The sequence below is a fragment of the Gilliamella sp. B3367 genome, from assembly GCF_026536825.1.
Classification (GTDB): Bacteria; Pseudomonadota; Gammaproteobacteria; order Enterobacterales; family Orbaceae; genus Gilliamella; species Gilliamella apicola_E.
Genome location: NZ_JAFNNJ010000001.1, coordinates 446,176 through 472,364, shown reverse-complemented (window position 1 = coordinate 472,364; position 26,189 = coordinate 446,176). Strand labels below are relative to the sequence as shown.

At 35.9% G+C, this 26,189-nt stretch carries 21 protein-coding genes and 4 tRNA genes; 8 read left to right on the top strand and 17 right to left on the bottom strand.

The genetic code is table 11. From position 1 onward, the window contains the following. Positions 1 to 205 precede the first annotated feature (205 nt). Genes J3U23_RS02100 through J3U23_RS02090 form a run of 3 tightly spaced genes read left to right on the top strand, consistent with a single transcriptional unit; the run spans position 206 to position 4,175 of the window. Positions 206 to 1,357, top strand: coding sequence for a hypothetical protein (locus tag J3U23_RS02100; protein WP_267338296.1), 1,152 nt, complete (start codon positions 206 to 208; stop codon positions 1,355 to 1,357). After that, entirely contained in the window at positions 1,357 to 2,727 is a 1,371-nt protein-coding gene (locus tag J3U23_RS02095; RefSeq protein WP_267338294.1) for a DUF6384 family protein, read from the top strand. The genes J3U23_RS02100 and J3U23_RS02095 overlap by 1 nt, the downstream gene beginning before the upstream one ends. Beyond that, positions 2,721 to 4,175, top strand: a complete 1,455-nt coding sequence (locus J3U23_RS02090) for a hypothetical protein (protein WP_267338293.1) — start codon at positions 2,721 to 2,723, stop codon at positions 4,173 to 4,175. Before J3U23_RS02095 ends, J3U23_RS02090 begins: the two co-directional genes overlap by 7 nt. Before the next feature lie 62 nt (positions 4,176 to 4,237). Here J3U23_RS02090 and J3U23_RS02085 read toward each other — a convergent pair. From J3U23_RS02085 to J3U23_RS02070, 4 genes are all read right to left on the bottom strand, one after another. Continuing rightward, a tRNA-Gly gene (locus tag J3U23_RS02085) sits at positions 4,238 to 4,313 on the bottom strand. Positions 4,314 to 4,384: 71 nt separating this feature from the next. Next, complete coding sequence (locus J3U23_RS02080; protein ID WP_065563094.1) at positions 4,385 to 4,642, bottom strand: DUF1145 domain-containing protein; 258 nt, start codon at positions 4,640 to 4,642, stop codon at positions 4,385 to 4,387. Continuing rightward, complete coding sequence (gene rsmD, locus J3U23_RS02075) at positions 4,642 to 5,199, bottom strand: 16S rRNA (guanine(966)-N(2))-methyltransferase RsmD (protein ID WP_065563095.1); 558 nt, start codon at positions 5,197 to 5,199, stop codon at positions 4,642 to 4,644. The genes J3U23_RS02080 and rsmD overlap by 1 nt, the downstream gene beginning before the upstream one ends. Before the next feature lie 13 nt (positions 5,200 to 5,212). Continuing rightward, entirely contained in the window at positions 5,213 to 7,753 is a 2,541-nt protein-coding gene (locus J3U23_RS02070; protein ID WP_220224982.1) for a penicillin-binding protein 1A, read from the bottom strand. 449 nt (positions 7,754 to 8,202) lie between these two features. Between J3U23_RS02070 and J3U23_RS02065 the strand changes: the two genes are divergently transcribed. Then, entirely contained in the window at positions 8,203 to 8,610 is a 408-nt protein-coding gene (locus J3U23_RS02065) for a protein YgfX (RefSeq protein WP_065734363.1), read from the top strand. Positions 8,611 to 8,638: 28 nt separating this feature from the next. Here the strand turns inward: J3U23_RS02065 and tusA are convergent, their stop codons facing one another. From tusA to J3U23_RS02035, 6 genes are all read right to left on the bottom strand, one after another. Beyond that, positions 8,639 to 8,869 (bottom strand): sulfurtransferase TusA, encoded by a 231-nt coding sequence (tusA, locus tag J3U23_RS02060; RefSeq protein WP_065563097.1) that lies wholly within the window; start codon positions 8,867 to 8,869, stop codon positions 8,639 to 8,641. A 10-nt stretch (positions 8,870 to 8,879) separates the two neighbouring features. Further along, positions 8,880 to 9,686: a Cof-type HAD-IIB family hydrolase gene (locus tag J3U23_RS02055; protein WP_065734362.1), complete on the bottom strand. Its 807-nt coding sequence runs from the start codon at positions 9,684 to 9,686 to the stop codon at positions 8,880 to 8,882. A gap of 116 nt (positions 9,687 to 9,802) precedes the next feature. Beyond that, the gene (locus J3U23_RS02050; RefSeq protein ID WP_267338292.1) at positions 9,803 to 11,107 is read right to left on the bottom strand and encodes a secretin N-terminal domain-containing protein; all 1,305 of its coding nucleotides are present in this window, start codon (positions 11,105 to 11,107) and stop codon (positions 9,803 to 9,805) included. A gap of 29 nt (positions 11,108 to 11,136) precedes the next feature. Further along, positions 11,137 to 11,490 carry a hypothetical protein gene (locus J3U23_RS02045; protein WP_267338291.1) on the bottom strand — a complete coding sequence of 118 codons (354 nt, stop codon included), beginning with the start codon at positions 11,488 to 11,490 and terminating at the stop codon, positions 11,137 to 11,139. After that, complete coding sequence (locus J3U23_RS02040; protein WP_267330161.1) at positions 11,487 to 11,960, bottom strand: hypothetical protein; 474 nt, start codon at positions 11,958 to 11,960, stop codon at positions 11,487 to 11,489. The genes J3U23_RS02045 and J3U23_RS02040 overlap by 4 nt, the downstream gene beginning before the upstream one ends. After that, positions 11,953 to 12,852 (bottom strand): PilN domain-containing protein, encoded by a 900-nt coding sequence (locus tag J3U23_RS02035; RefSeq protein WP_267330160.1) that lies wholly within the window; start codon positions 12,850 to 12,852, stop codon positions 11,953 to 11,955. Before J3U23_RS02035 ends, J3U23_RS02040 begins: the two co-directional genes overlap by 8 nt. Before the next feature lie 194 nt (positions 12,853 to 13,046). Here J3U23_RS02035 and J3U23_RS02030 point away from each other — a divergent pair. The 3 genes from J3U23_RS02030 (at position 13,047) to J3U23_RS02020 (ending at position 13,324) form a co-directional block, all read left to right on the top strand. Continuing rightward, positions 13,047 to 13,122: transfer RNA gene (locus J3U23_RS02030), tRNA-Val, on the top strand. A gap of 33 nt (positions 13,123 to 13,155) precedes the next feature. Further along, positions 13,156 to 13,231, top strand: a tRNA-Val gene (locus tag J3U23_RS02025). Between the two features lie 17 nt (positions 13,232 to 13,248). Continuing rightward, positions 13,249 to 13,324 (top strand) — tRNA-Lys (locus J3U23_RS02020). A gap of 221 nt (positions 13,325 to 13,545) precedes the next feature. Here the strand turns inward: J3U23_RS02020 and J3U23_RS02015 are convergent. Both J3U23_RS02015 and J3U23_RS02010 read right to left on the bottom strand, forming a co-directional pair. Beyond that, entirely contained in the window at positions 13,546 to 15,507 is a 1,962-nt protein-coding gene (locus tag J3U23_RS02015; RefSeq protein WP_267337460.1) for a glycoside hydrolase family 3 protein, read from the bottom strand. A 254-nt stretch (positions 15,508 to 15,761) separates the two neighbouring features. After that, complete coding sequence (locus J3U23_RS02010) at positions 15,762 to 16,385, bottom strand: LysE/ArgO family amino acid transporter (protein WP_141677480.1); 624 nt, start codon at positions 16,383 to 16,385, stop codon at positions 15,762 to 15,764. 150 nt (positions 16,386 to 16,535) lie between these two features. Between J3U23_RS02010 and J3U23_RS02005 the strand changes: the two genes are divergently transcribed. After that, positions 16,536 to 17,336 carry a sulfite exporter TauE/SafE family protein gene (locus tag J3U23_RS02005; protein ID WP_220224990.1) on the top strand — a complete coding sequence of 267 codons (801 nt, stop codon included), beginning with the start codon at positions 16,536 to 16,538 and terminating at the stop codon, positions 17,334 to 17,336. Between the two features lie 303 nt (positions 17,337 to 17,639). Here the strand turns inward: J3U23_RS02005 and J3U23_RS02000 are convergent, their stop codons facing one another. From J3U23_RS02000 to J3U23_RS01980, 5 genes are all read right to left on the bottom strand, one after another. Next, entirely contained in the window at positions 17,640 to 18,986 is a 1,347-nt protein-coding gene (locus J3U23_RS02000) for a hypothetical protein (RefSeq protein WP_267338290.1), read from the bottom strand. Between the two features lie 822 nt (positions 18,987 to 19,808). Beyond that, positions 19,809 to 20,162 carry a hypothetical protein gene (locus tag J3U23_RS01995; RefSeq protein ID WP_267330156.1) on the bottom strand — a complete coding sequence of 118 codons (354 nt, stop codon included), beginning with the start codon at positions 20,160 to 20,162 and terminating at the stop codon, positions 19,809 to 19,811. A 251-nt stretch (positions 20,163 to 20,413) separates the two neighbouring features. After that, the gene (locus J3U23_RS01990; RefSeq protein ID WP_267338288.1) at positions 20,414 to 21,730 is read right to left on the bottom strand and encodes a hypothetical protein; all 1,317 of its coding nucleotides are present in this window, start codon (positions 21,728 to 21,730) and stop codon (positions 20,414 to 20,416) included. Positions 21,731 to 22,465: 735 nt separating this feature from the next. After that, positions 22,466 to 23,794 carry a hypothetical protein gene (locus J3U23_RS01985; RefSeq protein ID WP_267338287.1) on the bottom strand — a complete coding sequence of 443 codons (1,329 nt, stop codon included), beginning with the start codon at positions 23,792 to 23,794 and terminating at the stop codon, positions 22,466 to 22,468. Between the two features lie 714 nt (positions 23,795 to 24,508). Then, complete coding sequence (locus tag J3U23_RS01980) at positions 24,509 to 25,858, bottom strand: hypothetical protein (RefSeq protein ID WP_267338286.1); 1,350 nt, start codon at positions 25,856 to 25,858, stop codon at positions 24,509 to 24,511. Between the last annotated feature and the right edge of the window lie 331 nt (positions 25,859 to 26,189).

The following is a 26,189-nucleotide window of genomic DNA, read 5'->3' as shown; positions in this document are numbered from 1 at the left end:
AACTAGGAGGAAGTCAAATCTAGGTATATTCAATAATTTGGATATTATTACCTTGTTCATCTTTAGCTTAGTTTTTTATCACAGTTTAATTAAAATTTATATTTCACAACTAATTAATCCTAATTTGTGATAACTTTTTTAGTGATATATAATCTTTTTAGTTTTCTTAATTAACTAAGGAACAATAGTTAAAGGAATATTAAACATGTCTAGTCAAATAGTTTCATATGTAGATAGAGCAGTACAGTTGTTGAATAAAATCGGCATCATGGTTAAACCTCAGGCTGATGCGCCAATTTTAAAGTTATTGGATAATGTTGCTGAAATTGATAAAAATCGTATTATCGCCATTGCTCACACTTTGCAACAACAAAGCGCATTTAATGAAGTAGTCCGGGAACAAATTGATGGCGTACATGTTTCTGATCGCTATTCTAATATTGTTAAGCATTTTGAAAGTATTCGTACCGATATGGAAAAAATGCTTGGTTGGTTAGATGACGGAAAGTTAGATCTTTTGGAAAAAATTAAAATGGGTTGGATGACATTTCAACGTGGTTCTATTCCTGATCGTTTTAGTTTAATAAAAAAAACCTATTTAGATGTTTCAAAAGAAACAAGTAATCAAGTCGAGCGTGAACATATTATTTTAAACGCCTACCAAGATTTCCGTTTTGGACTAAAACAAGCTCAAATCGTTGCTGAAGAAGTACTGCAAATTGCGACAGATCGTCTTGAAGAACGCAAACAAAAATTAACCGACGCTATTGCTCAAGTTGATAATTTTACAGGTGATGATCATGTCGCTCGAGGACGATTAGAACTTGCTAGAGACGAAGCTCTACGCAATGTACAACAAGAAGATAGCCGTTATCAAATCATCTTAGATCTCGCCAATAATTTAACCGTTTCTTATAATTCTGCCGAAGCAGTATTTGCAAGATTGCAACAAACAACCTCCATAAAAGAGCGTGTCTACCAACAAAGTGTAAGCTTTTTTTCAACCAACGAAATTGTATTTACTGCATTAAGCGCTTCTATAACTTCATTGACAGGTTTGAGTGAAAGCACTAAAACACTAGAAGCAATGAAAGATGGTATGAATAAAGGCATTGAAAGTATTGCTACTTCAGCTAATAAGCAACTTGAAGAAGGTTTAAGAGCTGGTTATGGTTCGACGATTAAAGCTGATTCTTTACGTGCATTAGTTGAAGCCATTGTCAATTATCAAGAATCAAGCCAACAATTAATTACAGAGCTAAGAAATGAATCGATTGATAATGCTAAAGAAATCGATCGTATAGTGGAAGATGGAAAACAGCGCTTTAATAATATTATCTTGAAGGTTGATGGTTAATGCAGGATGTTAAACTTAGTGACCAACTAGGTGCAATGGCAATAATTGATGAATTATATCAAAAACAACAATTACTACTTGAGCACCTTGACCGCGAAGGATTACGAGCTAATTTAAAAGAAAACATTAAAACCTTCTATGAAGCCAAAGGTCAAATTGTGGACGATAAAATCGTTGATGAAGGAATAGATCTTTGGTTTGATAATCGGTTACGGTTTGTTGCACCTAAACGTCCTTGGTTTCAACATTTTCTAGTTCGTTGTTATATCAAAAGAAAGTTAATATTTAGCCTTTTTAGCATATTCTTATTTATTTTAGCCTTAATCTTTTTTAATAATTTAATCTATACAAGAGACGTTAGACAAGAAATTGATAGTTACTATAGTCAAATATTAGCGTCGGAAGATTCATTAGCAGAATTACGCAACGAGTTTAAGCAAATTGATAAAACTTCTGTTCATTATGCGCAGATTCCAGTAAAAAATTTAAAGACCTCAATTTCTAATCTACTTAGCCAGAAAATTATTCCCACAGTCACCAAGCCAACCATTAACGGGGCTTTTATTACAGATGATGAAAATGGTTTAGTTAAACAATTTAAGCAAATTAATGACTCAGTAACCACTAAATTGTCGGATATTAGAACTCAATTAAATATATTAAAAAAATTATTGGAAGATGATAAGCGGCTAGCTAATTTGATAGATGATGATGAGTTTATAAAAACAAGCAAAGAGTATCACGTACTACAAAATGCAGTCGATACCGTTCTTGATAATCTTAATCAAGGACAAAGAGTTATCGATTTCAATCAAATTGAGACACTTTACAATTCCACAGAACGAGCAAAAACCATTATAAATAAAATTCAGATTGATAATCAGAAATTATTAGCCCTAAAAGTTCCGAAGTCGGATATGGTACCGGTTATTGCTTTACAAAGTGATTTACAAGCTGACCTAAAAAATCTCAACTTTGATAAGTTTGAAAATTATCAACAAATGATGTCTTATTATTTCAATCTAGCTCAAACTAATTTGACACTTACTATTGTTGACAAACCTAATTATAAATCAGGAGTTGAGCGCACCCACGAAAAAACAAACGGTAAATCTTGGTATGTGATTGTCACACCAACGACATCATCCGGAATAGCAACACCGCTATGGGTAACCAGTATTGAAACAGGTGAAAAGAAACTCGTAGATATGTTTGGTCAGCAGGTTTCTCAAAAAGAATTTAATAAGGTTAAAAAAGATAAAATTGCCGATGGGCATATTGATGAAAATAAATTATGTAAAAAACCAATTGGTCGTCTAGAATTTAACTGTCCTAATACAGTTAAAACAGGTAGGATTTTAGAGTGGTAAATATGCAATCTAGCAATATTGAACGAAGTATTGAAATAAAACTTCAGGAAATCTTTAGTGCAATCGAGAAAACTAATAACGAGGTGCAAAACTCTCGTCAAAAAATCCTTGATTTGACAAATAAACAAGTAGAGATTTATCAAAAGATAGCGACTATTTATCTATTAGAATCTCCCCAAAATAACGATTTGGAAATTCAGAAAATCATTAAACAGTTAAAGGATTTAAACTGTAATTTAAAAAATAAATCCAGTAATTTAGATCATTTTATTGCTGATTCCCAACAAAAAATGGATGAAACATTATTAAAATTAGATGAATTAACAGCGGAAAGGATTCGACAACTTGAAAGTGATGCAGATTATCTATCATTATTAAATAATTATAACATTACTAAAGACGAGCTAACCAAAGAAACAAAAAACTTCAAAAGTTCACAACAAGAATTTTCAACCAAGTTGAAACAATATCAACAAAATTACTATTACAATTATTTAATTAATCGTCGCTTTGGAGAGAAAAATTATACTGCCTTCAAAATATTTCGTTATTTAGACTCATGGGTAGCAAGGTTTATCAATTTTTCAGAAAATTTCAAAAATCATAAAATGCTTAAAGATTTATATAAAGAATCTCAGTTACGGTTTAATAATAAAAAACGAGCATATGAGCAAGCATTAAAAGCAAAAGAGCGTAAAGAACGCGAGGTTGATACTAACCTAAATTTATCTAAATTGAAAAAAACAATAGCGCTAACTGAGCAAGATTTAGCACATTATAAAAAACAGAAACAAGATACAGAAAATACCTTACAAGAACTTCAAAAAGGCAATAATTCGCAGTTTAAACTAATTTCAAATCAATTAGTTAAACTGTTACAAAAACAATCTTTAAGTCAACTTAATGATTTAACTTTACAAACTAAATCAACAGAAGATGATAAATTATTAGAAAAAATAGTCGCGATAAATAAACAAATACTTGATATTGATGCATATCTGGCCTCGTTATTAAAAACGCTTAACGAATTAGACAATGTTTATAATCGTTTTGAACAAACATTCTATTTATTTAGGGAAAACAATATTCCTAGCTCAATTTATGAATATAACATACCACCGTTCAAGCTTAATGATTTATTAGACCAGCTATTTAGCAATCAAATTTTTCCAGAAACAGTTGTTCAAACCCTTTTTGGGTATAGAGCAATAAGGAGAGAATTAAAATCATCTAATCATAATTCAGGATGGTCGCGTGACGATTCATCATCAAGGAGATCTTCTTCTTTCTCTTCATCCTCTTCACGCTCATCATCATCTTCCTATTCGAGCTCATTTTCCTCTTCGAGTTCTTCCTCCTCGTCATCTTATAGTTCATCAAGTGACAGTGGGTTTTCATCCAGCTCATCAACAGGTGGCGGAGGTTTTAAAACGACTGATAGTTTCTAATCAGGACAAAAATAATCGTGTTGGAACTAAGTTAACAGCTAAACTTTGTATAGAGATGAAATTGGAGCGGGAAACGAGGTTCGAACTCGCGACCTCAACCTTGGCAAGGTTGCGCTCTACCAACTGAGCTATTCCCGCATATTGAACGCTTCGAAAGAAGTGGTGAGCATTATACAAAAATATTTATATCTGACAACCTATTTTATTCTTTATTTTTTGTTTTTCCAGCTAAGTGCTTCAAAAACACCAAAAATAAAAAATCTAAGTGCTTTAAATTTATCCTGTTCTTTTTCTTGATTAACCATTGTTGATTGTAATATCCATGCTTGTAATCCATGAATAAGTGTAAAAGCAACCAATCCTATATAAGCGAGAATATTTGCTGGTTTAGGAAACGGATGAACAAGATTAAATAATAAAAATAACCATATAAATAAATAGACTAGTTTACCTAAAAGTATGAACATTATCTTTCTTCTCGTATAAATAAATAGCTATGAACTTGCCCTGCTGTCTTCTCTCGATGCAAATACCAATTTGATGGAATATTAAAATCATGCCCCAGCTCAGATTCAATATAAATATAAGCAGATGGGCTGAGCCAATGGTTATTCTCAAGAAGCTCTAGTGTTTTCTCGATTAAAGAATAATGAAAAGGCGGATCGATAAATACAATATCAAATTGTCTTTGGGCTGGTCTATCAAGCCATTGAAAAGTATCTGTCGAATAAATTTCGACATTATCACATGCAATCAACTGCTTATTTTTCTTAAGCTGATTGGCAACTTGTTTATCTTTCTCTAATAATGTGACATTTTGAGCACCGCGTGATGCGGCTTCAAAACCTAATGATCCGCTACCAGAAAAACAATCCAAACAAACACTATTTTGTATAACTGGCATTAGCCAGTTATACAAAGTCTCTTTTACTCTATCTGTGGTTGGTCGCAAGCCTTGTTTATCAAGTACTGACAACTTTCTTCCGCGCCATTTTCCACCAATAATTCTTATAGAACCATTCATATAAAAACCTTACTTAGAATAGTTCTTGCGTATTACCCTGTGAATCCTTCACGCTGGTACCAACTTCTTGCGATCCATAGGTAGTTGGCTCGGTTCCCTTGATAAAGTATTCTGACATCGTTCTCGCTCCAGAACCTGGTAACATACCGGTTCGCTGATCGATAGTAACAGAAATAACATTATCCGGTTTTACATCTTGTTTTTCAGGTACATCTTTAAGAGCAACTTTCATATAGTCAACCCAAATAGGGTTAGCGGTAACTGCACCGGCTTCAGCGCGGAAAGTTCGACCTAAAGCACGTCGGTGGTCATCAAACCCCATCCAGACCGAGGTAACAATGTTACCGCCGAAACCAGAAAACCAAACGTCTTTCGATTGGTTAGTTGTACCCGTTTTACCACCAACATCCTTACGACCTAATGCTTTTACACGCCAAGCAGTACCTTGCCAATCCGAACCGCCAAAAACAATTGTTCTTAGTCCATCTTTCATAATATATGCTATACCACTATCAACGGTGTGTGGTGCATATTTAGGTGTCACATCAGTGGTTTTATTGTCTTTATTAATATTAGGTAAGATTAAATTATCTTCTGTTTTAAGATTTGCCTCTTCAGGCTCTTCACTACCCGTCTCATTTGATTCGTTTTCAACGTTATCTAACGATACTGAAACAGAATCAAATTTTACCACTTCATCTTTACAGTTATGACAAGCAATCAATGGTTGATGCTGATAAATTACGCCACTATCATTGTCATATTCAATTTTTTCGATCAAGTAAGGCGTAATTAAATACCCACCATTAACAATAACGGAATAAGCACGTGCAACCTGCAATGGCGTAAATGAAGCTGAACCTAAAGCAAGTGATTCATTATGTGAAATATTCTCTTTTGGGAATCCAAAACGTTCTAAATACGTGGCAGCATAATCGATACCGATTGCGCGTAATGCACGTACCATCATCACATTTTTAGACATCCCTAAACCAATTCGCATTCTTAATGGACCAGCATAAGTAGGCGGTGAATTTTTTGGACGCCAAGTCACACTACCTGTTGTACGAACGATCGGCGCATCATTAAGTAGCGTCGCCATCGTTAGCCCTTTCTCTAACGTAGCCGTATACACAAATGGTTTTATATTAGAACCTAGTTGACGTAAAGCTTGTGTTGCACGATTAAATTTACTTAAATTGAAATCATAACCACCAACAATCGCCTTAATTGCACCATTATCAGAATCCAGAGAAACCAGTGCAGCGTTAACTGCTGGAATTTGCGCTAATGCCCAATTCTCACCAGATTTTTTAACCCAAATCAGCTGACCTGGTTTTAAAGTATCATTAACCTTTCTCGGCGAGGCACCTTGTTGATTATCACTGATAAATTTTCGCGCCCATTTCATATCTTGAAAGGCAATAGTAATATTACTTTTATCGGATAATACTGCTTTTGCTTCCTTATCAGATGATTCAAGAACCACGGCTGGACACATCCCGCTATAGCAAATATATTTATGTAAAGCTTCTTGAATTTTCTCGTCACTCAGTGCCGGCTCATTATTTTGCCATAACACTTTTTCAGGCCCACGATAGCCATGTCGCATGTCATAATCAATAATATGCTTTTGTATTGATTCTGTTGCTGCTACCTGGTCTGTCTTAGATATGGTGGTATAAACTTTATAACCATCGGTATAAGCGTTCTCACCAAATTTATCGAACATAAACTGTCTTGCCATTTCAGCAACATATGGTGCAGAAAATTCAATTTTTGGCGTATGATAACTTGCATTTAAAGGCTTCTTAGTCGCTTCATCATATTGCGCTTGAGTAATATAATTTTGATCAAGCATACGACCTAAAACCCAATTACGTCTTGTTAATGCTTTTTCTGGGTGGGAAATTGGATTATAGGCAGAAGGCGCATTAGGTAAACCAGCTAGTAGTGCCGCTTCATCGATAGTTAACTGATCTGGCGTTTTACCAAAGAAAGTATATGAAGCAGCAGCCACACCATAAGCACGCGAACCAAAGTTGATCATATTAAGATATAATGCCATTATCTCGTCTTTAGATAATTCTCGCTCCATACGAATTGCAATAATCATCTCTTTTACTTTACGAGAAATACTTTTTTCTGGTGTTAAAAAGAAGTTTTTCGCCACTTGTTGGGTGATAGTACTACCACCTTGTGAAAAGCTCTTATCCTTCAACCCGATATACATAGCACGCACAATACCGATAGGATCAATCCCAAAATGCTCATGGAAACGTGCATCTTCGGTAGCTATAACAGCATTAACGACAATCGGTGGGATTTCATCATATTTTAGAGGAATTCGGCGACGTTCACCAAAAATAGCGATTAGTTCACCATCTTTACTTAATACTTGCATTGGGGTTTGCAAGCGAACATCTTTTAAAGTCGCTACATCTGGCAGATCTTTAGAATAATAACTGTAGCCAGCGATACCTATCACTAAGCCACAAAGTACTAAACCGATTATAAGTTTAAGGCAAAATTTTAATATTTTTAATATTATCACAAATCATTCCTATCCAATTGATTTTAAATCAAAGAAAGATAATAAAACTGTATTAATTGATCTCAATCCATTTTAGCCGATGAGTATACTACTTACTCGAAAAGACTCAAAATAAAAAGCGACGCTAACCCATGCTTAAAAAATTGTTTAAATCCATTAAACAATTATTAACATATTAAATTAAAAAAAGAAATTTACCTTTAATATATTTTCACTTTCATATTCCATTACTTATTAGTTTATAACTTAATTTTTTAGCAGAACTTAATAGATCAGATATTAAATACCACATAGGTTTGCTACAGGTTAAACAACTAATTGATAGGTTCTCAAAAGTTAGTAAATTTTCAAATTATTTTGTGTATTATCTCACAATATTTTTATATTTTTAAATAAAACTGATAAAACGAATAGATAATTGTGATTTTATCAATTTAAACAAGATTAATATGTGGAGCACAAAACTTACCCCTTCGTTATTACAATTTTTGAGTGCAACCTGCTTTTATCTTATTTTGATTATTCTTTGCTTATTGCAATTAGCGCATACTTCATTAAATAGTTATACTTTTGTTTTAATATTAATCTTAATAATCGAATGGTGGCGTAGTATTTGCTATTTCAAAACTATAAAAGGTGAATTTGCGCTATTTGAATATATACATCAAATTTATTGGTACAAACAGCGTTGGTATTTAACGCGAAAACCACTACTACTACGTTATATAATCATTATTAATTTAAAATCACGGCGAAATGGTAAAAGAAGAACGCTTTTTTTAATGATTGATAACCTTGCGCCTAATGACTGGCGCACACTTCGTTATCATTTCAAAAAAATTGATTTATCAAAATAGGTAATAAAAAATAGCTTAACACACTATATTAATGTGATTTTTTAATCCAATATTCAAATGGTATGGATTCAACTTGTGAGTTAACTAATTGGTGATCCATATGCCGGCAAAAGCTCGGGATATCACGCGTTGTGGCCAAATCATCAGCAACAACGTGCAGTATTTGACCAACAGCTAATTCCCTAATCGCTTTACGCACTAGCATAATCGGCTCAGGACAACGCAAACCTAATGTATTTAATTCTTTATCAATAATCATAATTAATAGATTAAAGTAAAAGATTAGCTAAATAATGGGGAACAGCATCATCAGCATTAGATCCAATAACTTCCAACTCAGGAAGCAGTGCTTTAAGTTCAGGACTCGCATCTTGCATAATACAGCCCTTACCTGCCATTTTTAACATCTCGTAATCATTCATACCATCACCAAAAGCGATGCTGTCTTTGAGTTGATAGCCTAAGCTTTCAACCACTAACTTTAATGCACTGCCTTTAGTCACATTTTCCGCCATAACTTCAAGACAGTTTGGCGTTGAAAACGCGATGCTAACTTTATTACCATATTGCTTTTCAATTTTGTCCTTCAACTCCACCAAATAATGGTTATGGCTAATATCAGAGGTCGTAAAATAAATTTTGGCAATATCATCAGTCTCAAAATTAGTTGGATCAAAAAATTGATATTTAAATTTTGTATCAACAAAAAAGCTAAGCGAATAGGCATCAGGTTTATTAATTAGCCAATCATCGCCACGGTAAACATGGGTATAAATATATGGACTGTCTTTACAAATTACCGCCAACTCTTTAGCTAAATTAGGATCAAAACTACGGCTAAAAACTAAATTACCATTACTATCGTGAACTCTTGCCCCATTTGATGTAATCATAAAAGCATCGATTTCCATATTTTCACGCATTTGAGTAACATCAATATGGTGTCGGCCTGTCGCAAAAGCAAAATGAATACCCATTTCCCGTAATGCCTGAAGAATTTTTTTTGTAAACGGCGATAAACTATGTTCGGTATTTAACAAAGTACCATCTAGATCAGAAGCAACAAAATGAAACATGATATTCTCAACTTTTATAATAATTGGTGATTAGAATAACGACACTTTGCAGAGAATCAACTAACTCAATACAAAGTCATAAATTATGGTAGAGTATGATACAACTCCATCGCTATTTACTCAACTAATTGCGGAGTAATAAAAATCACTAATTCCCTTTTTTGATTTTTTTTAGCATTATATTTAAAGGCATTCCCAATAATTGGCACTTGAGCAAGACCAGGTACTTTCTTTTTCCCATTACTATTAACTTGCTGAAAAATTCCACCCAAAACCACGGTTTCACCATCTTTAACTTTCACTTGAGTTTTAATTTCTTGCGTTTCAATGGCTAAAGCTTCTCCCCCATCACGGCGCTTAATCGAACGACCCGTAGTATTTTGTGTGATATATAAATCCAAGATCATTTGTTTATCAGCAACAATTTTAGGCGTAACTTCTAAACCTAATACCGCTTGTTTAAATTCAATGGATGTCGAACCATTCCCCCCCGTTGACACTTCGTACGGAATCTCTGTTCCCTGCTTAATCGATGCCATATTTTGATTTGCAGTTAATAAATTCGGACTAGCAATAATTTCTAACTGATTTTCTGATTCTAATGCTGAAAGTTCCAAATTCAACAAACTACCAGAAAGTTTAGCTAAATTAAAACCCACAGAAGAAGAAGGATTAACAACCCCAAGGTCAACATCCAGCTGATTAAAAAATTGTGAAGATTTACCCAAATATCCCCATTTAATCCCTAACTCCTCCATACTCTCATCACTCATAGTGACAATATGAGCGGAGATATGGACTTGTGGAATGGGTTGATCCAAAGCCTTAACTAACTTCTTAATATCCGCAAATTGTTTGGTCATATCAGTAATAAGCACTGAATTGGTTCGCTTATCAACTATCGCCTTTCCGCGTTCAGATAATAATCCTTGTTGCTGGATGGTCTCTACTAAATTATTAGGATCGCCATGTTTAATCGGAATGGTTAACAAAGTTAACGGCTGATTTAACTCCTGTTCCTTCTGCTCTAATAACTCTCTTTGCGCAAGCACCTCCGGCTCAATAGATTTTGAAACAAACAAAATGTTGTCTTCAATTTCGGCCTGTAAATTTGCTGAATTTAACACCACCTTTAAAGCTTTTTGCCAATCAACATTCTTAAGTTTGATGGTTTGTTTAGTTGATATATCATCTATCATCACTAAATTCATCTGCTTATTATCAGCCAGCGCTTGCAAAATAATTGCGACATCCGTTTGATAAAAATTCATTGAAATAAGATCATTTGATTCTTTTTGTGCTGAAATGGAAGGCTCAGCCAAACATGGAATTGATAAAAGCATAAGCAAAATCGTCAATTGCCTTAAATTCTTTGCTAATTGACGAACTAATTGACTAAATAGTTGGCTGGCTTGATTCATTAATTACAACCTCAAATATCGATCTCATCTTATTTAGTTAACGGCATTGTCCAAAGCACTTTATCGTTACAATACTCAGGTAAACTTGCTTGCCATAAAATTTTATCGCTGAACACAGCTTCAATTTCCCAAGGAAACAAAACATGAGGAACATTATTATCAGTAATAGCTAACCAATCATTATCTGACGAAAGCCATAATTGCTGATAATTAACGCGTTGAATAGATCCTTTAAACTGCCAAGCCTGAATCTGCATATTTAAAAGATCGGTCTGTTCTTGGCAACCTAGCTCAATCTTTTGCAAAAAAGGATCGCGATGACCATCAGCATTCACTATGAAACAACACATCATCAATGCAAAAACAAATAAATAGCGACTCATTGCATACCCTTCTTAAACAACAAACTAAATCTAATCCGCAAATAATTATCTTGCTTACCGATTGATAACTGTTGAAAGTTCAAATAGTAGAAATTTTCGTTAAAATCGCCAATAAATTTCATAAAATCAAAAAATTGCCCATTTAATTCAACATCCCAATAAGTTGCTGAATCATTTTGTTCCAGTTTGAACGACATCAACTTCAAATGATGACGATCAATAGCGTTAGCAAGTTCATGCTCGGTTATCAAAGTTAGCGAACTATTTTTAGCAGCATGATAACGTTCAATTCTTGCTTGAAGCATTTCAATTTCAACTTGCTTTTCTTGATACAACGCCATTTGCTGATCAGCTTGTTGCTTTAAGTCCTGAATAAAAAATTGATAACCAATAAAAAACAGTGTTAACGGTAATAAAATACAAACTAAGTATTGTTGCCAAATCGGCCTCTCTAGAAAGTCGTTATTCATTCAACTCAATATCCATTTGAAACAACAAACTATCCTGACTTTTCTCAATATTTTTTACCTGACTTTTCGTCACATTTGCAGAAAGTTGCTGATTAAAATTGATAATATCCACATAATTGACACTACGACCGGTAATTTTAATTTTTTCAGGCTCATATTCGTACAGATTTAACCAAATCGTTGCTGGTAGTTTGTTAGAAAGCATTTGTAGCGACTGTTGGATCTGTTTTTGACTTGGTGAAGGATTAGGAATATAAGATTCAGCCAACAACTCTTGTTGCAACACTTGTTGAGCAGATAGTTGTTGAGAATAGTGTTCGATGTCTGACTGTGTGTTCATCAAAAGATAAAAAAAATAACAGGTCAACACCCCGATAAAATTAACAACAAAAAGAAGTAACTTGAATTGGTGCTGTTTTGCCTTTTGTTTTCGCCATGGTAGAAAGTTAAATGAACTATTTTCAAAATGACTACCGACAAATGTTACTCCATATTTTTGGAACAAATCTAACCAGTCATTAACCGTTTTACGCTCACAAATAGCAATCATTAAAGTTTTAGGTGAAATGGATACATAATCAAAAAAAAGCTGATTGCCAGATTGTTGGAAAAGTTTGTATAGGGATGCTTCAACATAACTAGTCAATTCGCTTACCGTCAGTTTAACATCGGGATAAGTGGTTTTTTGATACTGTACAAAATCATCACTTAAATTTAATTCAATTGACGTTAATCTTGGTAGTTTTAGATTATGCATAAACTGATCGATATCAGCCAAATCTTGATAAACGATAAAATCCTCATTCACCTTACCGCTTGATTCGACTAACTGATAGTGCAGTTTTGTGGGTTCGATATAAATTACTACGCGACTTTTATTAAAAACCATCATACTAAATAGATTGAAAAACAATATCGCCCAATCTTAATCACAATTATCTAGATTCAAACCTACAAAATCCATTTTTGCGAAGTATCATCCAAAAAATGACTAAAATTACACCGAACAGGGCTAAATTTTAGGAAAAGTAAAAAAAAAGGTTGACTGAAATAAGACACGCCTTATAATGCACATCCACACGGTAAGGGTGATTAGCTCAGTTGGGAGAGCACCTCCCTTACAAGGAGGGGGTCACTGGTTCGAACCCGGTATCACCCACCAATTCTTACCGTGAAGTTTTCGAAAGAAACATTGGGGTGATTAGCTCAGTTGGGAGAGCACCTCCCTTACAAGGAGGGGGTCACTGGTTCGAACCCGGTATCACCCACCACTTACTACTTATTTTATGGGTTGTTAGCTCAGTCGGTAGAGCAGCGGACTTTTAATCCGTTTGTCGAGCGTTCGAATCGCTCACGACCCACCATTTTTTCTCTCTTGTCAAAACATCATTAATTAAACGCATCATTCAATATATTTATTATTTACCTCAAAAAATTTCGCTGAAGCGTCCCTTCAAAAGAAAAATAAAAGAAATAAGTGAGAACTCTTAATTAAAGATAAAATCGATAGAGAAAATGATGTAACGCAAAACAGCTATTGCCCTTAGGCAATAGCATAGAATAAAACGACATTAAAAAGGAGCGACTAACGGGTTACTCCATAACCTAACGGATAGAGCGCCTTCATATCGTTTGGTAAATCAGAAGATTGTTTGATAACACTATCCATTGAATCTGGTAATGCAATTGGCAATTTAGCATTATAAGGTTTGCTATCAAATAAACGTTTAAATAGCACCTCATCTTTAACACCAAAATTTGCTACAATCGCATTAGCACTTTGCTTAATAGGTGTTAAAACGGCTGGGCGATCCAAATAAACAGTTACTACAACGGGATGTGATTTTCTCGCCTCATTGATAAATTTAATATCTTTATCATCCGCCGCAAATTCTAATGAACCTTCATGATATCTTGCGCCAAAAAAGTAGTTCTTATGAGGTTGCTCAAAAGGTGCATTTACCCTAGCCACAACTACATCAGCTTGCTCTAACTTATCGACAATGGTGACTTTACCTTTAAGGGTATTTTTAGCGTCATCGGCAAAACCGTATAAAAAGACTTTACTTTTCGCTTTCAATGGCAAAACTTTATCATTATTTTCTAGTAAAACCATTGAATTAAATTGTGCTTCATCAGCAATCTTTTGGAAATTTTTATTGCCAACAAAACGACTAGCTTGGTTTGGATCGACATAAGGATTTTCAAATTGTCCTAAAGCAAATTTTTGCGTCAAAATCGCTAACACAGCACTATCGACTGCCTTTTCGTCCAATTTATTATTTTTTACTGCTGACACAATAACAGAACTATCACTCACGCCACCAAATTGTTGAACCCCCGCTTCGATAGCTTTAATAAACCGTTGCTCGACAGTCAAATCTTCAACGCCCCAAGGCATACCTTCTGGTTTAGACGGAACATCAGGCGGATTACCATTAATACAGACTTCATTACAATCTTTAGTGATATTCCAATCACTAATAATCACCCCTTTAAATTTATAAGTATCGCGTAGCAAATCTTTCAACAAATAACGGTTAAAGCCAGCACCAACTGCTTCGATTTTATGACCATTAATTTCCGCATTTTTTAAAATCGAATATGTCGGCATAACCGCTGCCACATTCACCTCAAAAGCACCTATAAATGGAATGATATGCTCTTCCAAACTATCTTTTTTCGAATAAAGTGCATATTTACCATAAGAACTGTGACTATCAAAACCATTCTCGGCGGCACCATAGCCAACCCAATGTTTAACCACGGCTGACACGCTTTGTGAATTTAGACCAAGTTTACCATTTTGCATACCAGAGATATAACCACGAACCATGCTTTTGCTCAGCATTGGATCTTCACCGAATGTCCCCTCAAAACGAGACCATCTTGGTTCAGTTCCCAGATCAGCCATGGGTGATAATGCCTGAGTGACACCCAATGAACGGTACTCTTGTCGAATGATATTACCATACTCATTAATCACAAACTCATTACCAATCGCCGCCATCCCCAAAGTTCCTGGCCATTGGCTAAAACCGCTTTTACTGGTCACTTTATCATCATAATAAAAGGTATTTCTAGGATCGATGCTAATCGTTAAAGGAATCCCCAATCGAGAAGACTCAGCAATTTCTTGTAATTGATTATTTTGCTTAGCAAAATCCTTAGGATTGACTTCTAAACGCGTAATTAAACTATTTACCTTATCAGTAAGCACTAACTGTTTAATTTCATCTAGATTATACTTATCACCATGCCCAATCTCACTACCATAAGCTTTGGCATTACCGTGCATCATTAAGCCTGCTTTTTCTTCTAACGACAATTTGGCAAGTAGATCTTGTGCACGAACTTCGGGAGATAAGCGCCAATCTTCAAAAGGTGATAACTTACCATCACGATCAAAGTCTTTAAATTTCAGATTATCAACTACAATATTTTTTAATTGATGACTCTTAAGCCCTATTTGTTTAAGCGCTAGTGCTTGCCCAGTGACTAGCGTTGCACTAATCAACAACGTCAACTTAACTATTTTACTTGTCATATAAACTCCTTATCTAAACAATCAACTTTGAACGCCTTATTCCATTGAGCGTTTTTTGGCAAAAATAATTGACTAAAAATGTTAATAATCAGCCGAAAAAAGCTTGGATCAAATTATTACTGACAAATTAACACCAAAATAAATATCGTATAAGAGAAGAAATCTGATAATTGTGATGGATATCACGTAAAAAATGAGTAAGAAATGAGGAAAACGAACAGATTAATAAAAAATGCAACGCCAAAAGCGTCACATTATTGACCACAAATCACATAAACAATAAGTCGATAAGCAATATAAAACATCACCAGCCCAACAACCGAATCCAATATGACCCACATTCTTTTTTGTCTAAATAGAGGCGTAAGCAACCTAGCGCCATACCCAATACCAAAAAACCAAATAAATGACACACAAACTGCGCCAATTAAAAACGCCCATTTTTGCTCAGTAGAAAACGTACCGGCAATCCCACCAACAATTACCACTGTATCCAAATAAACATGAGGATTAAGTAAAGTCACCGCAATTGTCGACAAAATCACTTTTGTTAAAGAACTCTTTCGTTGCTCGGCAGAATCAACCTGCATACTGCTATCACCTCTCACTGCGCTTTTAAATGCATTAAATCCATACCAAAGCAAAAACAATGCACCAAAGATGGCTAATGAATTAGTAATTATAGGATAACGACTAATAAAAGACCCCACGCCCCATATACCAATAGTCATCAAAGCGAAATCACAAAAAAAACAGATAGCAGCAACAAAAAAGATATGATTTTTTAACAATCCTTGCTTAAGCACAAACAAATTTTGCGCGCCAATAGCAATAATTAAACTCGCCGAAATCATTGCACCACGTAAAATATCGGTCAGCATTTAACCTAAAATCCTTAATCAACGAAAAGTAAGCATTATACAAAAACAATAAAGAATTTTGTATCAAAACCAAGAATTATTACGCACTTATAAAAAACAGTTATAATTATCTCCCTGAATTTAAAAAATGATAAAAAAGCACAAGAAATGGTTGTCGAATTTATAATCTTCTTAATGATAGGCGCATTTGCGGGATTGCTAGCAGGTATATTTGGCGTGGGTGGTGGATCGTTAATTGTACCTGCATTAATTATAGTACTTAATCACTTTAATCATGGTGGAGAATGGATAAACCACATCGCCGTCGCCTCATCGCTTGCCACCATTATTGGCACCAGCTTATCATCAAGTTGGGTTCAGAATAAAAATCATAATATCCAATGGTCGATTCTAAAAAAGATGGTGTTAGGATGCATGATTGGCACGATGGGCGGATCGTATATGACACCTTATATTCCCGGTGTTTGGTTAAAATGGATTTTTATCGTTTTTCTTATCTACACCGGAAGTAAATTTATTCTCAAAAGCACCAATGTCGCCCAAAATCGAAACGCTGTATCATTTCATGACACGATTTATATCATTATTGGTGGACTAATTGGCGTGTTTGCTGCCCTAGTTGGTGTCGGTGGAGGGGTATTGGTGGTTCCTTTCTTAAAAAAATGCGGGGTAGATATACGTAAAGCGATTGGCACCTCTGCGGCATTTACCTTACCGGTAGCGCTTGGAGGAACGATTGGCTACATTATTGCAGGATGGAATATTGAAGAATTACCAGAATATAGTTTAGGCTTTGTCTATCTACCAGCAGTAATATCCATTATGATCACCAGTATCCCCATGGCAAAAATGGGTGTACAAATTGCACAACGATTATCGATAAATAAATTGATAAAATACTTTGGTATCTTTTTATTGCTAATAGCTATAAAACTTATAATTTCGTGATTTGAAGCTTCAAAAACCCCGCTCCTCAACTTTTTTTGATGCAAAAATACAGCTACTAAAAAACGACACAGTTTAAAACAGAATTTAGAACCCCAAAACCCCACTCCTCAATTTTTTTTGAGATAAAATACCTCAAAAATAAACCCGCCGAGGCGGGTAATTGAAGCATCGCTTAGCCGCAAAATCGCTTTTTTTTATGGCTAAAAGACGTTGACTCCTTGAGTCAGCTTACTTTTAATGACTCAACACTATTTTTTATCACCCCCACCCCCGCCCTAAGGATTAAGGACGAAGGAATAAGAACTAAGGATAGGCACAAAGCCCGTAGTTGTAGTTGTAGGTGTAAAGCCAATTCACAGAACCGTTGTCTGAGTAGACGACAAACTGGTCACTACCATACGGGTCACTAGTCCAGTACCAACTGCTGACGAAGCCAACGCCTGAATAATCCTCCATACTACCCCACTCAGTGAAAAAACCTGAACCTATATGACGCATGTAAAAATTATTACGCGAGGAAGGGGTGGCGCCGACTGAACCCTGACAGTGAGAACCTGAATTAGTACCACGACAAGATGCATTGGTTAAAACCTTTACGCTAGGCATTCGATAACCAAGACTATTACACCAAGATAAGGTATTAGGATAAGTGTCCTCCTTATCACCACGGTTGACGAACCACTGCTTCAAAGTAAAACCATATTTGACGACTGGAGTACCATTACTATCACGACCGACCAACTCGAAGTTCTGAGGCAAAGAAATAGTGGAAAGAGGACCAGGATTGGCTGAACTAATCTGGGATGGAGTAGCGTAAGGACCAGTTAAAGTAACACGAACGCTTGTAGCAGTAGGATTAGACATTGTGACTGTGATACCACCCTGAGAAACAGGAGACCAAAACAATGGCTGACTACTACCACTAATGAGTAAATCAAAGTACAATCCATTAGCGCCAGTTGTAGGAAAGTTTCTACCGTAAGAGGATGGGCCAGTTGACTGAGGGATAAAACCATTAGCAGGGTCCCACATTGAAGCTGGGCCAGCATAATTACCTGTACCATTCCTTAAGTTAGGTCTGGCAAATTTAACACAAACTGAGGAACCAGGCTTAGGATTGACGTAATAAGTCACGCTACTTTCACGGAAAGTACTACGATTAGGAAATCCGTAACGTGTAGATAATATACCGTCAGAACTGGATAACGTAACCTTATAAGGTGCAGAATCAGTACACGTCGTTAACATTGTATCACGTGACACTGGTTGATTGTTTTTATCGACGATAGATAAACTTAAAGAACCAGTAGCAGTAACGTCAGCATCACCATCATCATCTCCCCAATAATTATTAGGAGGACCGATAAGAGCACTTAAATCGACTGAATTTGTATTAGTTGGGACGAACATACGAATATCAGCAAAACTCTGACCAGCAACCGGCAAGGTGATAGGTCTTGAAGAAGATGAAGTATTGGTTGAAGGCGTGTACCTAGTTCCGTCAGATAGAGTAATCCCAAGCAGACCGTTAGTATCAACCGCACGAGTACGACCACCGTCGAAAGTCAGATAAGGTGCACTACCCTGTATCACATTCCTAGTTGTCTGTGATGTCAATGCGTGACCCGAAAAAGGAAGGAAAAAGACCACGAAAAAAACAATCTGCCGGGATAATTCGGAAAAGGATCGAAAACAGGATCTGAAAGAGGATCCGGAAAACGATCGGAAAAAAGATCGAGAAGAGGATCGCGGAAGCGATCGCGCGAAAACTCGCAGAATTTCACTTGATTGCGTGGAAAAATAAGTTTCAGTGAAAAATTTAAGTTGGGAGTTGAACTTAGACGAATCTAAAAGATAGGTTGGCCAGGTTGCCTGTTGCCTGTTGCCTGTTGAAAATTATAATGCATTTTAGACTACCTTGTCAAGTAATTTTTTGATTAATTTAAAATTTTATACTTTTCTGTCAAATTTTAGCCTTGTAGCTAAAACCGTGTAAAAAGTATAGTGATTGGAAAAACACGATGCAACACTTTTTTTCGCTCATTTACGTTAACTTTTGTAAATAAGATCTAAAAAGGATCTAGCTTATGCTTACTTAATTTTTGTTTTAATTATATATATTGTAATTACAAATCTTTAAAATTAGAGCGATTGATCCTGAAAAATTTTATTTTAGGACTTAGAATTAAAAATTTAGTGATTTTGATATTTTAATAATTTTTTAAGTGACATTTAAAACCCCAAAAACCCCGCTCCTCAACTTTTTTTGAAACGCCTCAAAAACACCTCAATTAAGACGGATGGTTTAAGCTTCGTCTACACTAAAATGCTTTATCGCTAGATTCTGAATCTGGCTAATTATTGATAAGCATTTCCTCAGAGACGTCCCGTTCAACTCCGCCGAATATGTAGACAAAATAAGCTTATCAATACAATTATTCCATGCACTTTGATAAAGATTTTTAACTATAGCTATAAGCATCTCTCAATAGCTTCAGTTCGTTTTTGCTTCCCTTTCCATAAATCCATGTCACCACGATAAGAATAAAAATTCACTCGAGTAATTCCATTATCTTTAAAAGTGTCACTAACATCGATAAATTCACCAGTATAGACAGTATGATAAATACCTGTTTTTTGAAGAGTCGCATACGCCCACCCTAACCTTTCTTTTTGCCACTCAACAAGAATGCATTCAGAAACATTTTCAACAGATTTGTTAGATGTGTACGTTTTCCATACATCTAAATTTTTTCTATATTCTGAGGTAGTCGTACAAGCCGTTAGTCCTAATAAAATAAAAACGGTTAATATTATTTTTTTCATATATTTCCCTATAAATAACTTATAAATAATTTAAGCTAATAGTACGAAATTTATGATATTCCCACAATAAAAAACGACCTTTAGATGGTTTTTAGCTTTATTAATTAATTTCAATATGTTGTTTTCAATGATTGGCTAATCGTCAAAGATACTTTTAAGTTTATAGATGTTAAAAATTGTATAGTGAATAAACACTATTTTTTCTAGTCCTCAGTTCCGCATTTAAGGAATTAAGGACCAAGAAATAACTATCAAAGTTCTGAGGCGCAAAGCCCATAGTCACGATTGCTATGCCAACTCACCGTACCGTGGTAGGAGTATACAATAAACTGATCGCCACCATTTTTGTCACTCGTCCAGTACCAATAATCGTAGTTAAAGCCTACTCCTGAGAAAATGGTCATAGATCCCCATTCCGTAAAAAATCCCGCACCGATTCGACGCTGAAAATTATTACGAGATGATGCAGGTGTGGCACCTGGTACTACCACATCTGAACGAACTGCATTAGTTAAATCGCTAACCCTAGAAAGACGATAACCTATATTTGTACACCAAGCTGATGTATTAGAATAACTATCACGTACATCTCCGCGGTTGACAAACCACTGTTTTAACTCAAATCCATATTTAACTGCTACATTACCACTACTGTCACGACCGATTAACTCGAATGTCTGTGGTAAAGAGGGTTTTGGTATATAACCAGGGTTGCTAGAGCGCCATTGGGATTCGGTAGCAACAGGACCTGTTAGTGTGACACGTACGCTTGTACTTGATGAATGAGTCATAGTAGCGGTTATACCCCCATGAGAAACCGGCGCCCAAGACAATGCTTGATTACTACCACCAATATCTAAATCAAAGTACAAGCCATGAGCACCAGTAGTCGGAAAGTTTAAACCATAAGATGATGGCGTAGCTGATTGCGTGAGAAAACCCTTAGTAGGATCCCACATCGATGCAGGGCCGGCATATTTATCTGAACCGTATGTCATATCTGAACTAGCATAACAAATAACTGGTGATGCTTTAGGATTAATATAATAAGCAACATTACTCGCACTATAATAACGAGTAGCAGGAACACCATAACGAGTGCTTAATGTGCCATTGGTACTGGATAATTTAACTTGATAAGGTGCGTTACAGATTGTTAGCACACTATCACGTGATACTGCTTGGTTATTTTTATCCACAATAGATAAACTTAACGTGCCAGTGGCTGAAACGTCAGTATCTCCATCATCATCCTGCCAATAATTATATGGCGGACCAATAAGAGAACTTAAATCGATTGAATTAGTATTGGCTGGAACCAACATGCCTATATCAGCAAAACTCTGACCAGCAACTGGCAACGCTATTGGGTTGGATATTGATGAATTATTGGTAGAAGGTGTGTACTTAGCACCATTAGATAAAGATATCCCGAGCAGACCATCGGTATCAACTACACGAGTACGACCACCGTCAAGCGTTAAATACGGCGCGGTACCATGAATAATATTCGATGTTTTAGATGTTAATGAGTGGCAAGAAAAAGAAATAGGAAGTAAAAGTACCACACTTAGCAAAGTCTGCTGGGATAATTTGGAACGATGCAAGGATCGATAAAAGGAGCAAAAAAATGATCGCGCGAAAATTCGCAGAATTCTAATACATTTCGTGAAAAAAGAGGCTTTTGTGAATAAATTAAGTTTAGGGCTTAACTTAGGCGAATTTAAATTATAGGTTTGGCAAGTTGGCTGTTGGCTGTTGGCTGTTTAAAATTATAATGCATTTTGACTACCTTGTCAAGTAACTTTTTGATTAAATTTACTATTTTGTATTTAAAATATTAATCACTTATCTAAAGCGATGTAAAAAAAGTATAGTGACTGTAAAAACACGATGCAATATTTTTTTCTATCACTATTGTTAATCTTTGTAAATTCGTTAATTTATAACCCTAGAAAATAAATACTTATCTATTGTTTAATATAAAATTATGATTTCTTTTTAGTTCTTTAGAAAAAGTGTTTTTTATAGTGAATTTTTAGTATTTAAACTTAATGTTTTTGGTAATTATGTGATTTTTACATAAAGTTTGGAAACATCAAAAACCCCGCTCCTCAACTTTTTTTGCGATAAAAAACCTCAAAAATAAACCCGCCGAGGCGGGTAATTGAAGCGTCGCTAAGCCACAAAATCGCTTTTTTTATTGCTAAACGACGTTGACTCCTTGAGTCCGCTTACTTTTAATACTCAACACTATTTTTTATCACCCACCAGCCTAAGGATTAAGGACGAAGGAATAAGAACTAAGGATAGACACAAAGCACGTAGGAGGGGTTGTAGCTCTCGGTATCATTCATGAAACCTTGGTCTGTGATCACGAAAAACTGGTTACTATCATAAGGGTCACTAGTCCAGTACCAACCGTAGTAGAAGCCCGCGGAGTAATCCCGCATATAACTCCACTCACTGAAAAAACCAGAACCTATATGGCGCATAAAATGATTACCAGGTGAGGAAGGGGTGGCACCTAAACTATTACGATTTGAATTTGTTAAATCCTTTACCTTAGGAAGGCGATAACCACCAATACGACTACACCAAGATAATGCATTAGAATAAGCGCTCATCACAGAACCACGGATGACGAACCACTGCTTCAAAGTAAAACCATATCTGACGACAGGAGTACCATTACTATCACGACCGACCAACTCGAAGGTCTGAGGCAAAGAAATAGTGGGAAGACGACTAGGAGTGGATGAACTTTGCTGGGAGTAAGTAGTGTAAGGACCAGTTAAAGTAACACGTACGCTTGTAGCAGTAGAATTAGACATAATAGCAGTGATACCTCCATGAGAAACAGGAGACCAAGACAATGGCTGACTACTACCACTAATATCTAAATCAAAGTACAGTTTGTTAGCACCAGTTGTAGGAAAGTTTCTACCGTAAAGTGACGGGTCTGTTGACTGAGTGAGAAATCCCTTAGCAGGATCCCACATTGAAGCTGGGCCAGCAAAATCCCAAGATGGGATACTAGGATAATCACCAAGCTTACCAAACTTTAAGTTAGGCCGAGCAAAACAAACCACCGGCCCAGCCTTAGGATTGACGTAATAAGTCACGCTACTTTCACGGAAAGTACTACGATTAGGAAATCCGTAACGAGTTGATAATGTACCGTTAGAACTAGATAACGTAACCTTATAAGGTGCATTACAAACTGTTAGCACTGAATTACGTGATACAGACTGATTGTTTTTATCGACGATAGATAAACTTAAAGAACCTGTAGCAGTAACGTCAGCATCACCATCATCATCCCCCCAATAATTATTAGGAGGACCGATAAGTGTACTTAAATCGACTGAATTTGTATCAGTAGGAACGAACATACTTATATCAGCAAAACTCTGACCCTCAACCGGCAAGACGATTGGAGTTGTAGATGATAAATTGGTAGAAGGCGTATAATGTGTACCATCAGATAGCGTAATCCCAAGCAGACCGTTAACATCAACCGCACGTGTACGACCACCGTCGAAAGTCAGATAAGGCGGAGTACCCTGTATCTGATTTGCTGTTGTCTGTGATGTCAATGCGTGACCCGAAAAAGGAAGAAAAAAAGCCACAAAAAAAACAATCTGCCGGGATAATTGGAAAAAGGATCGAAAACAGGATCGCGGAAGCGATCGCGCGAAAATTCGCAGAATTTCACTTGATTGAGTGGAAAAATAAGTTTCAGTGAAAAATTTAAACTGGGTGCTAGATTTAGACGAATTTAAAAGATAGGTTTGGCAGGTTGGCTGTTGGCTGTTGGCTGTTGAAAATTATAATGCATTTTAGACTATCCTGTCAAGTAATTTTTTGATTAATTTACAATTTTATGATTTTCTGTCAAATTTTAGCCTTGTAGCTAAAACCGTGTAAAAAGTATAGTGATTGGAAAAACACGATGCAACACTTTTTTTCATTCAATTACGTTAACTTTTGTAAATAAGATCTAAAATAGCTTTAAATTATAATTAGTTAACTATTGTTTTAATTGAATATATCGCAATTACAAATCTTTAAAATCAGAGCGATTGATCCTCAAAAATTTTATTTTAGGGCATTGGATTAGAAATTTAGTGATTTGGATCATTTAAAACTTTTTAAGTGACATTTAAAACCTCAAAAACCCCGCTCCTCAACTTTTTTTCTGTAAAAGGCATAAACATAAACCCTCATAAACGGGTAGCATCCCTAAGCCACAAAATCGCTTTTTATGGCTAGGTGCCGTTGACCCTTGAGTCAGCTATCTCTTAATTACTTAATTCTATTTTCACCCTACTCTGCTTAAAGGATTACTGACTTCGACCAACAACGCAAAGCGCAGCGTAATGATAGATGTGTGACTGAGTATCCACTTTTCCATTTCCCATAAACACGGGAAAATAGTCGAGACTATTATTAATAAGACGAGCGTCTCGAGTCCAGGCAAAATCATTGCTGAAGCCTGGGTATCTCATGTTTCCCCACTCAGTGAAAAATCCTGCACCAATATGACGTTGATACCAATTATTAGGTGAACGAGGATTAGCACCAACAGCCCCCATACAAGGACTAAAATTATTACAAGATGCGTTAGTTAAATCTGCTACCGTAGGCATCCCATAAGTAATCCCTCCACACCAAGAGGATGCTCTGTAATAGCCGTTATAGAATCTAGCTGCACCGTCATGACGCACGACAAACCACTGTTTTAACGTAAAACCATATTTAACAACAGGACTACCACTACCATCTCGACCAATTAACTCGAAGGTCTGCGGTAAAGTAGGTTTATCAAGAGGGGTAGGATTGTCTGAACTTAGTTGAGCTCCGGTAGCTGCAGGACCGGTTAAAGTAACGTGAACGCTTGTAGCGGTAGAATTGGTCATCGTAGCTGTGATACCACCCTGAGAAACTGGAGACCAGGACAATGGTTGATCACTACCAGAGATGAGCAAATCAAAGTGCAAACGATTAGCACCAGTAGTCGGAAAATTTTGACCGTAAAAAGATGGGTCTGTTTTTTGAGTGAGAAAACCATTAGCAGGGTCCCACATCGAAGACGGACCAGCATATCGACTTGAACCGTAATTCAAATTAGGTCTGGCAAAACAAACCACCGGCGCAGCCTTAGGATTAACATAATAAGTCACTCTACTGGCACTGAAACTACTACTACGAGGAACTCCGTAACGAGTAGCTAATGTACCGTTATTATTGGATAATGTAACACGATAAGGAGAATTACAAGTCGTTAACACGGAATTACGTGATACTGATTGACCTCTTTTATCGACGATAGATAAACTTAAACGACCAGTAGCAGTAACGCCAGAATCACCATCATCATCTCCCCAATAATTATTAGGTGGACCGATAAGAGAACTCAAAGCGACTGAATTAGTATCAGTAGGAACGAACATACTTATATCAGCAAAACTCTGACCCGCAACCGGCAAGACGATAGGTCTTGAATCAGATGAAGTATTGGTTAAAGGCGTATATTGTGTACCATCAGATAGTGTAATCCCAAGCAGACCGTTAACATCAACCGCACGTGTACGACCACCGTCGAAAGTCAGATAAGGCGGAGTACCCTGTATCTGATTTGCTGTTGTCTGTGATGTCAATGCGTGACCCGAAAAAGGAAGAAAAAAAGCCACAAAAAAAACAATCTGCCGGGATAATTGGAAAAAGGATCGAAAACAGGATCGCGGAAGCGATCGCGCGAAAATTCGCAGAATTTCACTTGATTGAGTGGAAAAATAAGTTTCAGTGAAAAATTTAAGCTGGGAGCTGAACTTAGACGAATTTAAAAGATAGGTTTGGCAGGTTGGCTGTTGGCTGTTGGCTGTTGAAAATTATAATGCATTTTAGACTATCCTGTCAAGTATTTTTTTGATTAATTTACAATTTTATACTTTTCTGTCAAATTTTAGCCTATTAGCTAAAACCGTGTAAAAAGTATAGTGATTGGAAAAACACGATGCAACA

Bases quoted from the DNA above. Each gene is read 5' to 3' on its own strand.
- J3U23_RS02100 (WP_267338296.1), top strand. From the start codon at position 206: ATGTCTAGTCAAATAGTTTCATATGTAGATAGAGCAGTACAGTTGTTG.
- J3U23_RS02095 (WP_267338294.1), top strand. From the start codon at position 1,357: ATGCAGGATGTTAAACTTAGTGACCAACTAGGTGCAATGGCAATAATT.
- J3U23_RS02080 (WP_065563094.1), bottom strand. From the start codon at position 4,642: ATGTTCATACTTTTAGGTAAACTAGTCTATTTATTTATATGGTTATTT.
- rsmD (WP_065563095.1), bottom strand. From the start codon at position 5,199: ATGAATGGTTCTATAAGAATTATTGGTGGAAAATGGCGCGGAAGAAAG.
- J3U23_RS02065 (WP_065734363.1), top strand. From the start codon at position 8,203: ATGTGGAGCACAAAACTTACCCCTTCGTTATTACAATTTTTGAGTGCA.
- tusA (WP_065563097.1), bottom strand. From the start codon at position 8,869: ATGATTATTGATAAAGAATTAAATACATTAGGTTTGCGTTGTCCTGAG.
- J3U23_RS02055 (WP_065734362.1), bottom strand. From the start codon at position 9,686: ATGTTTCATTTTGTTGCTTCTGATCTAGATGGTACTTTGTTAAATACC.
- J3U23_RS02050 (WP_267338292.1), bottom strand. From the start codon at position 11,107: ATGAATCAAGCCAGCCAACTATTTAGTCAATTAGTTCGTCAATTAGCA.
- J3U23_RS02045 (WP_267338291.1), bottom strand. From the start codon at position 11,490: ATGAGTCGCTATTTATTTGTTTTTGCATTGATGATGTGTTGTTTCATA.
- J3U23_RS02040 (WP_267330161.1), bottom strand. From the start codon at position 11,960: ATGAATAACGACTTTCTAGAGAGGCCGATTTGGCAACAATACTTAGTT.
- J3U23_RS02035 (WP_267330160.1), bottom strand. From the start codon at position 12,852: ATGATGGTTTTTAATAAAAGTCGCGTAGTAATTTATATCGAACCCACA.
- J3U23_RS02015 (WP_267337460.1), bottom strand. From the start codon at position 15,507: ATGACAAGTAAAATAGTTAAGTTGACGTTGTTGATTAGTGCAACGCTA.
- J3U23_RS02005 (WP_220224990.1), top strand. From the start codon at position 16,536: ATGGTTGTCGAATTTATAATCTTCTTAATGATAGGCGCATTTGCGGGA.
- J3U23_RS01995 (WP_267330156.1), bottom strand. From the start codon at position 20,162: ATGAAAAAAATAATATTAACCGTTTTTATTTTATTAGGACTAACGGCT.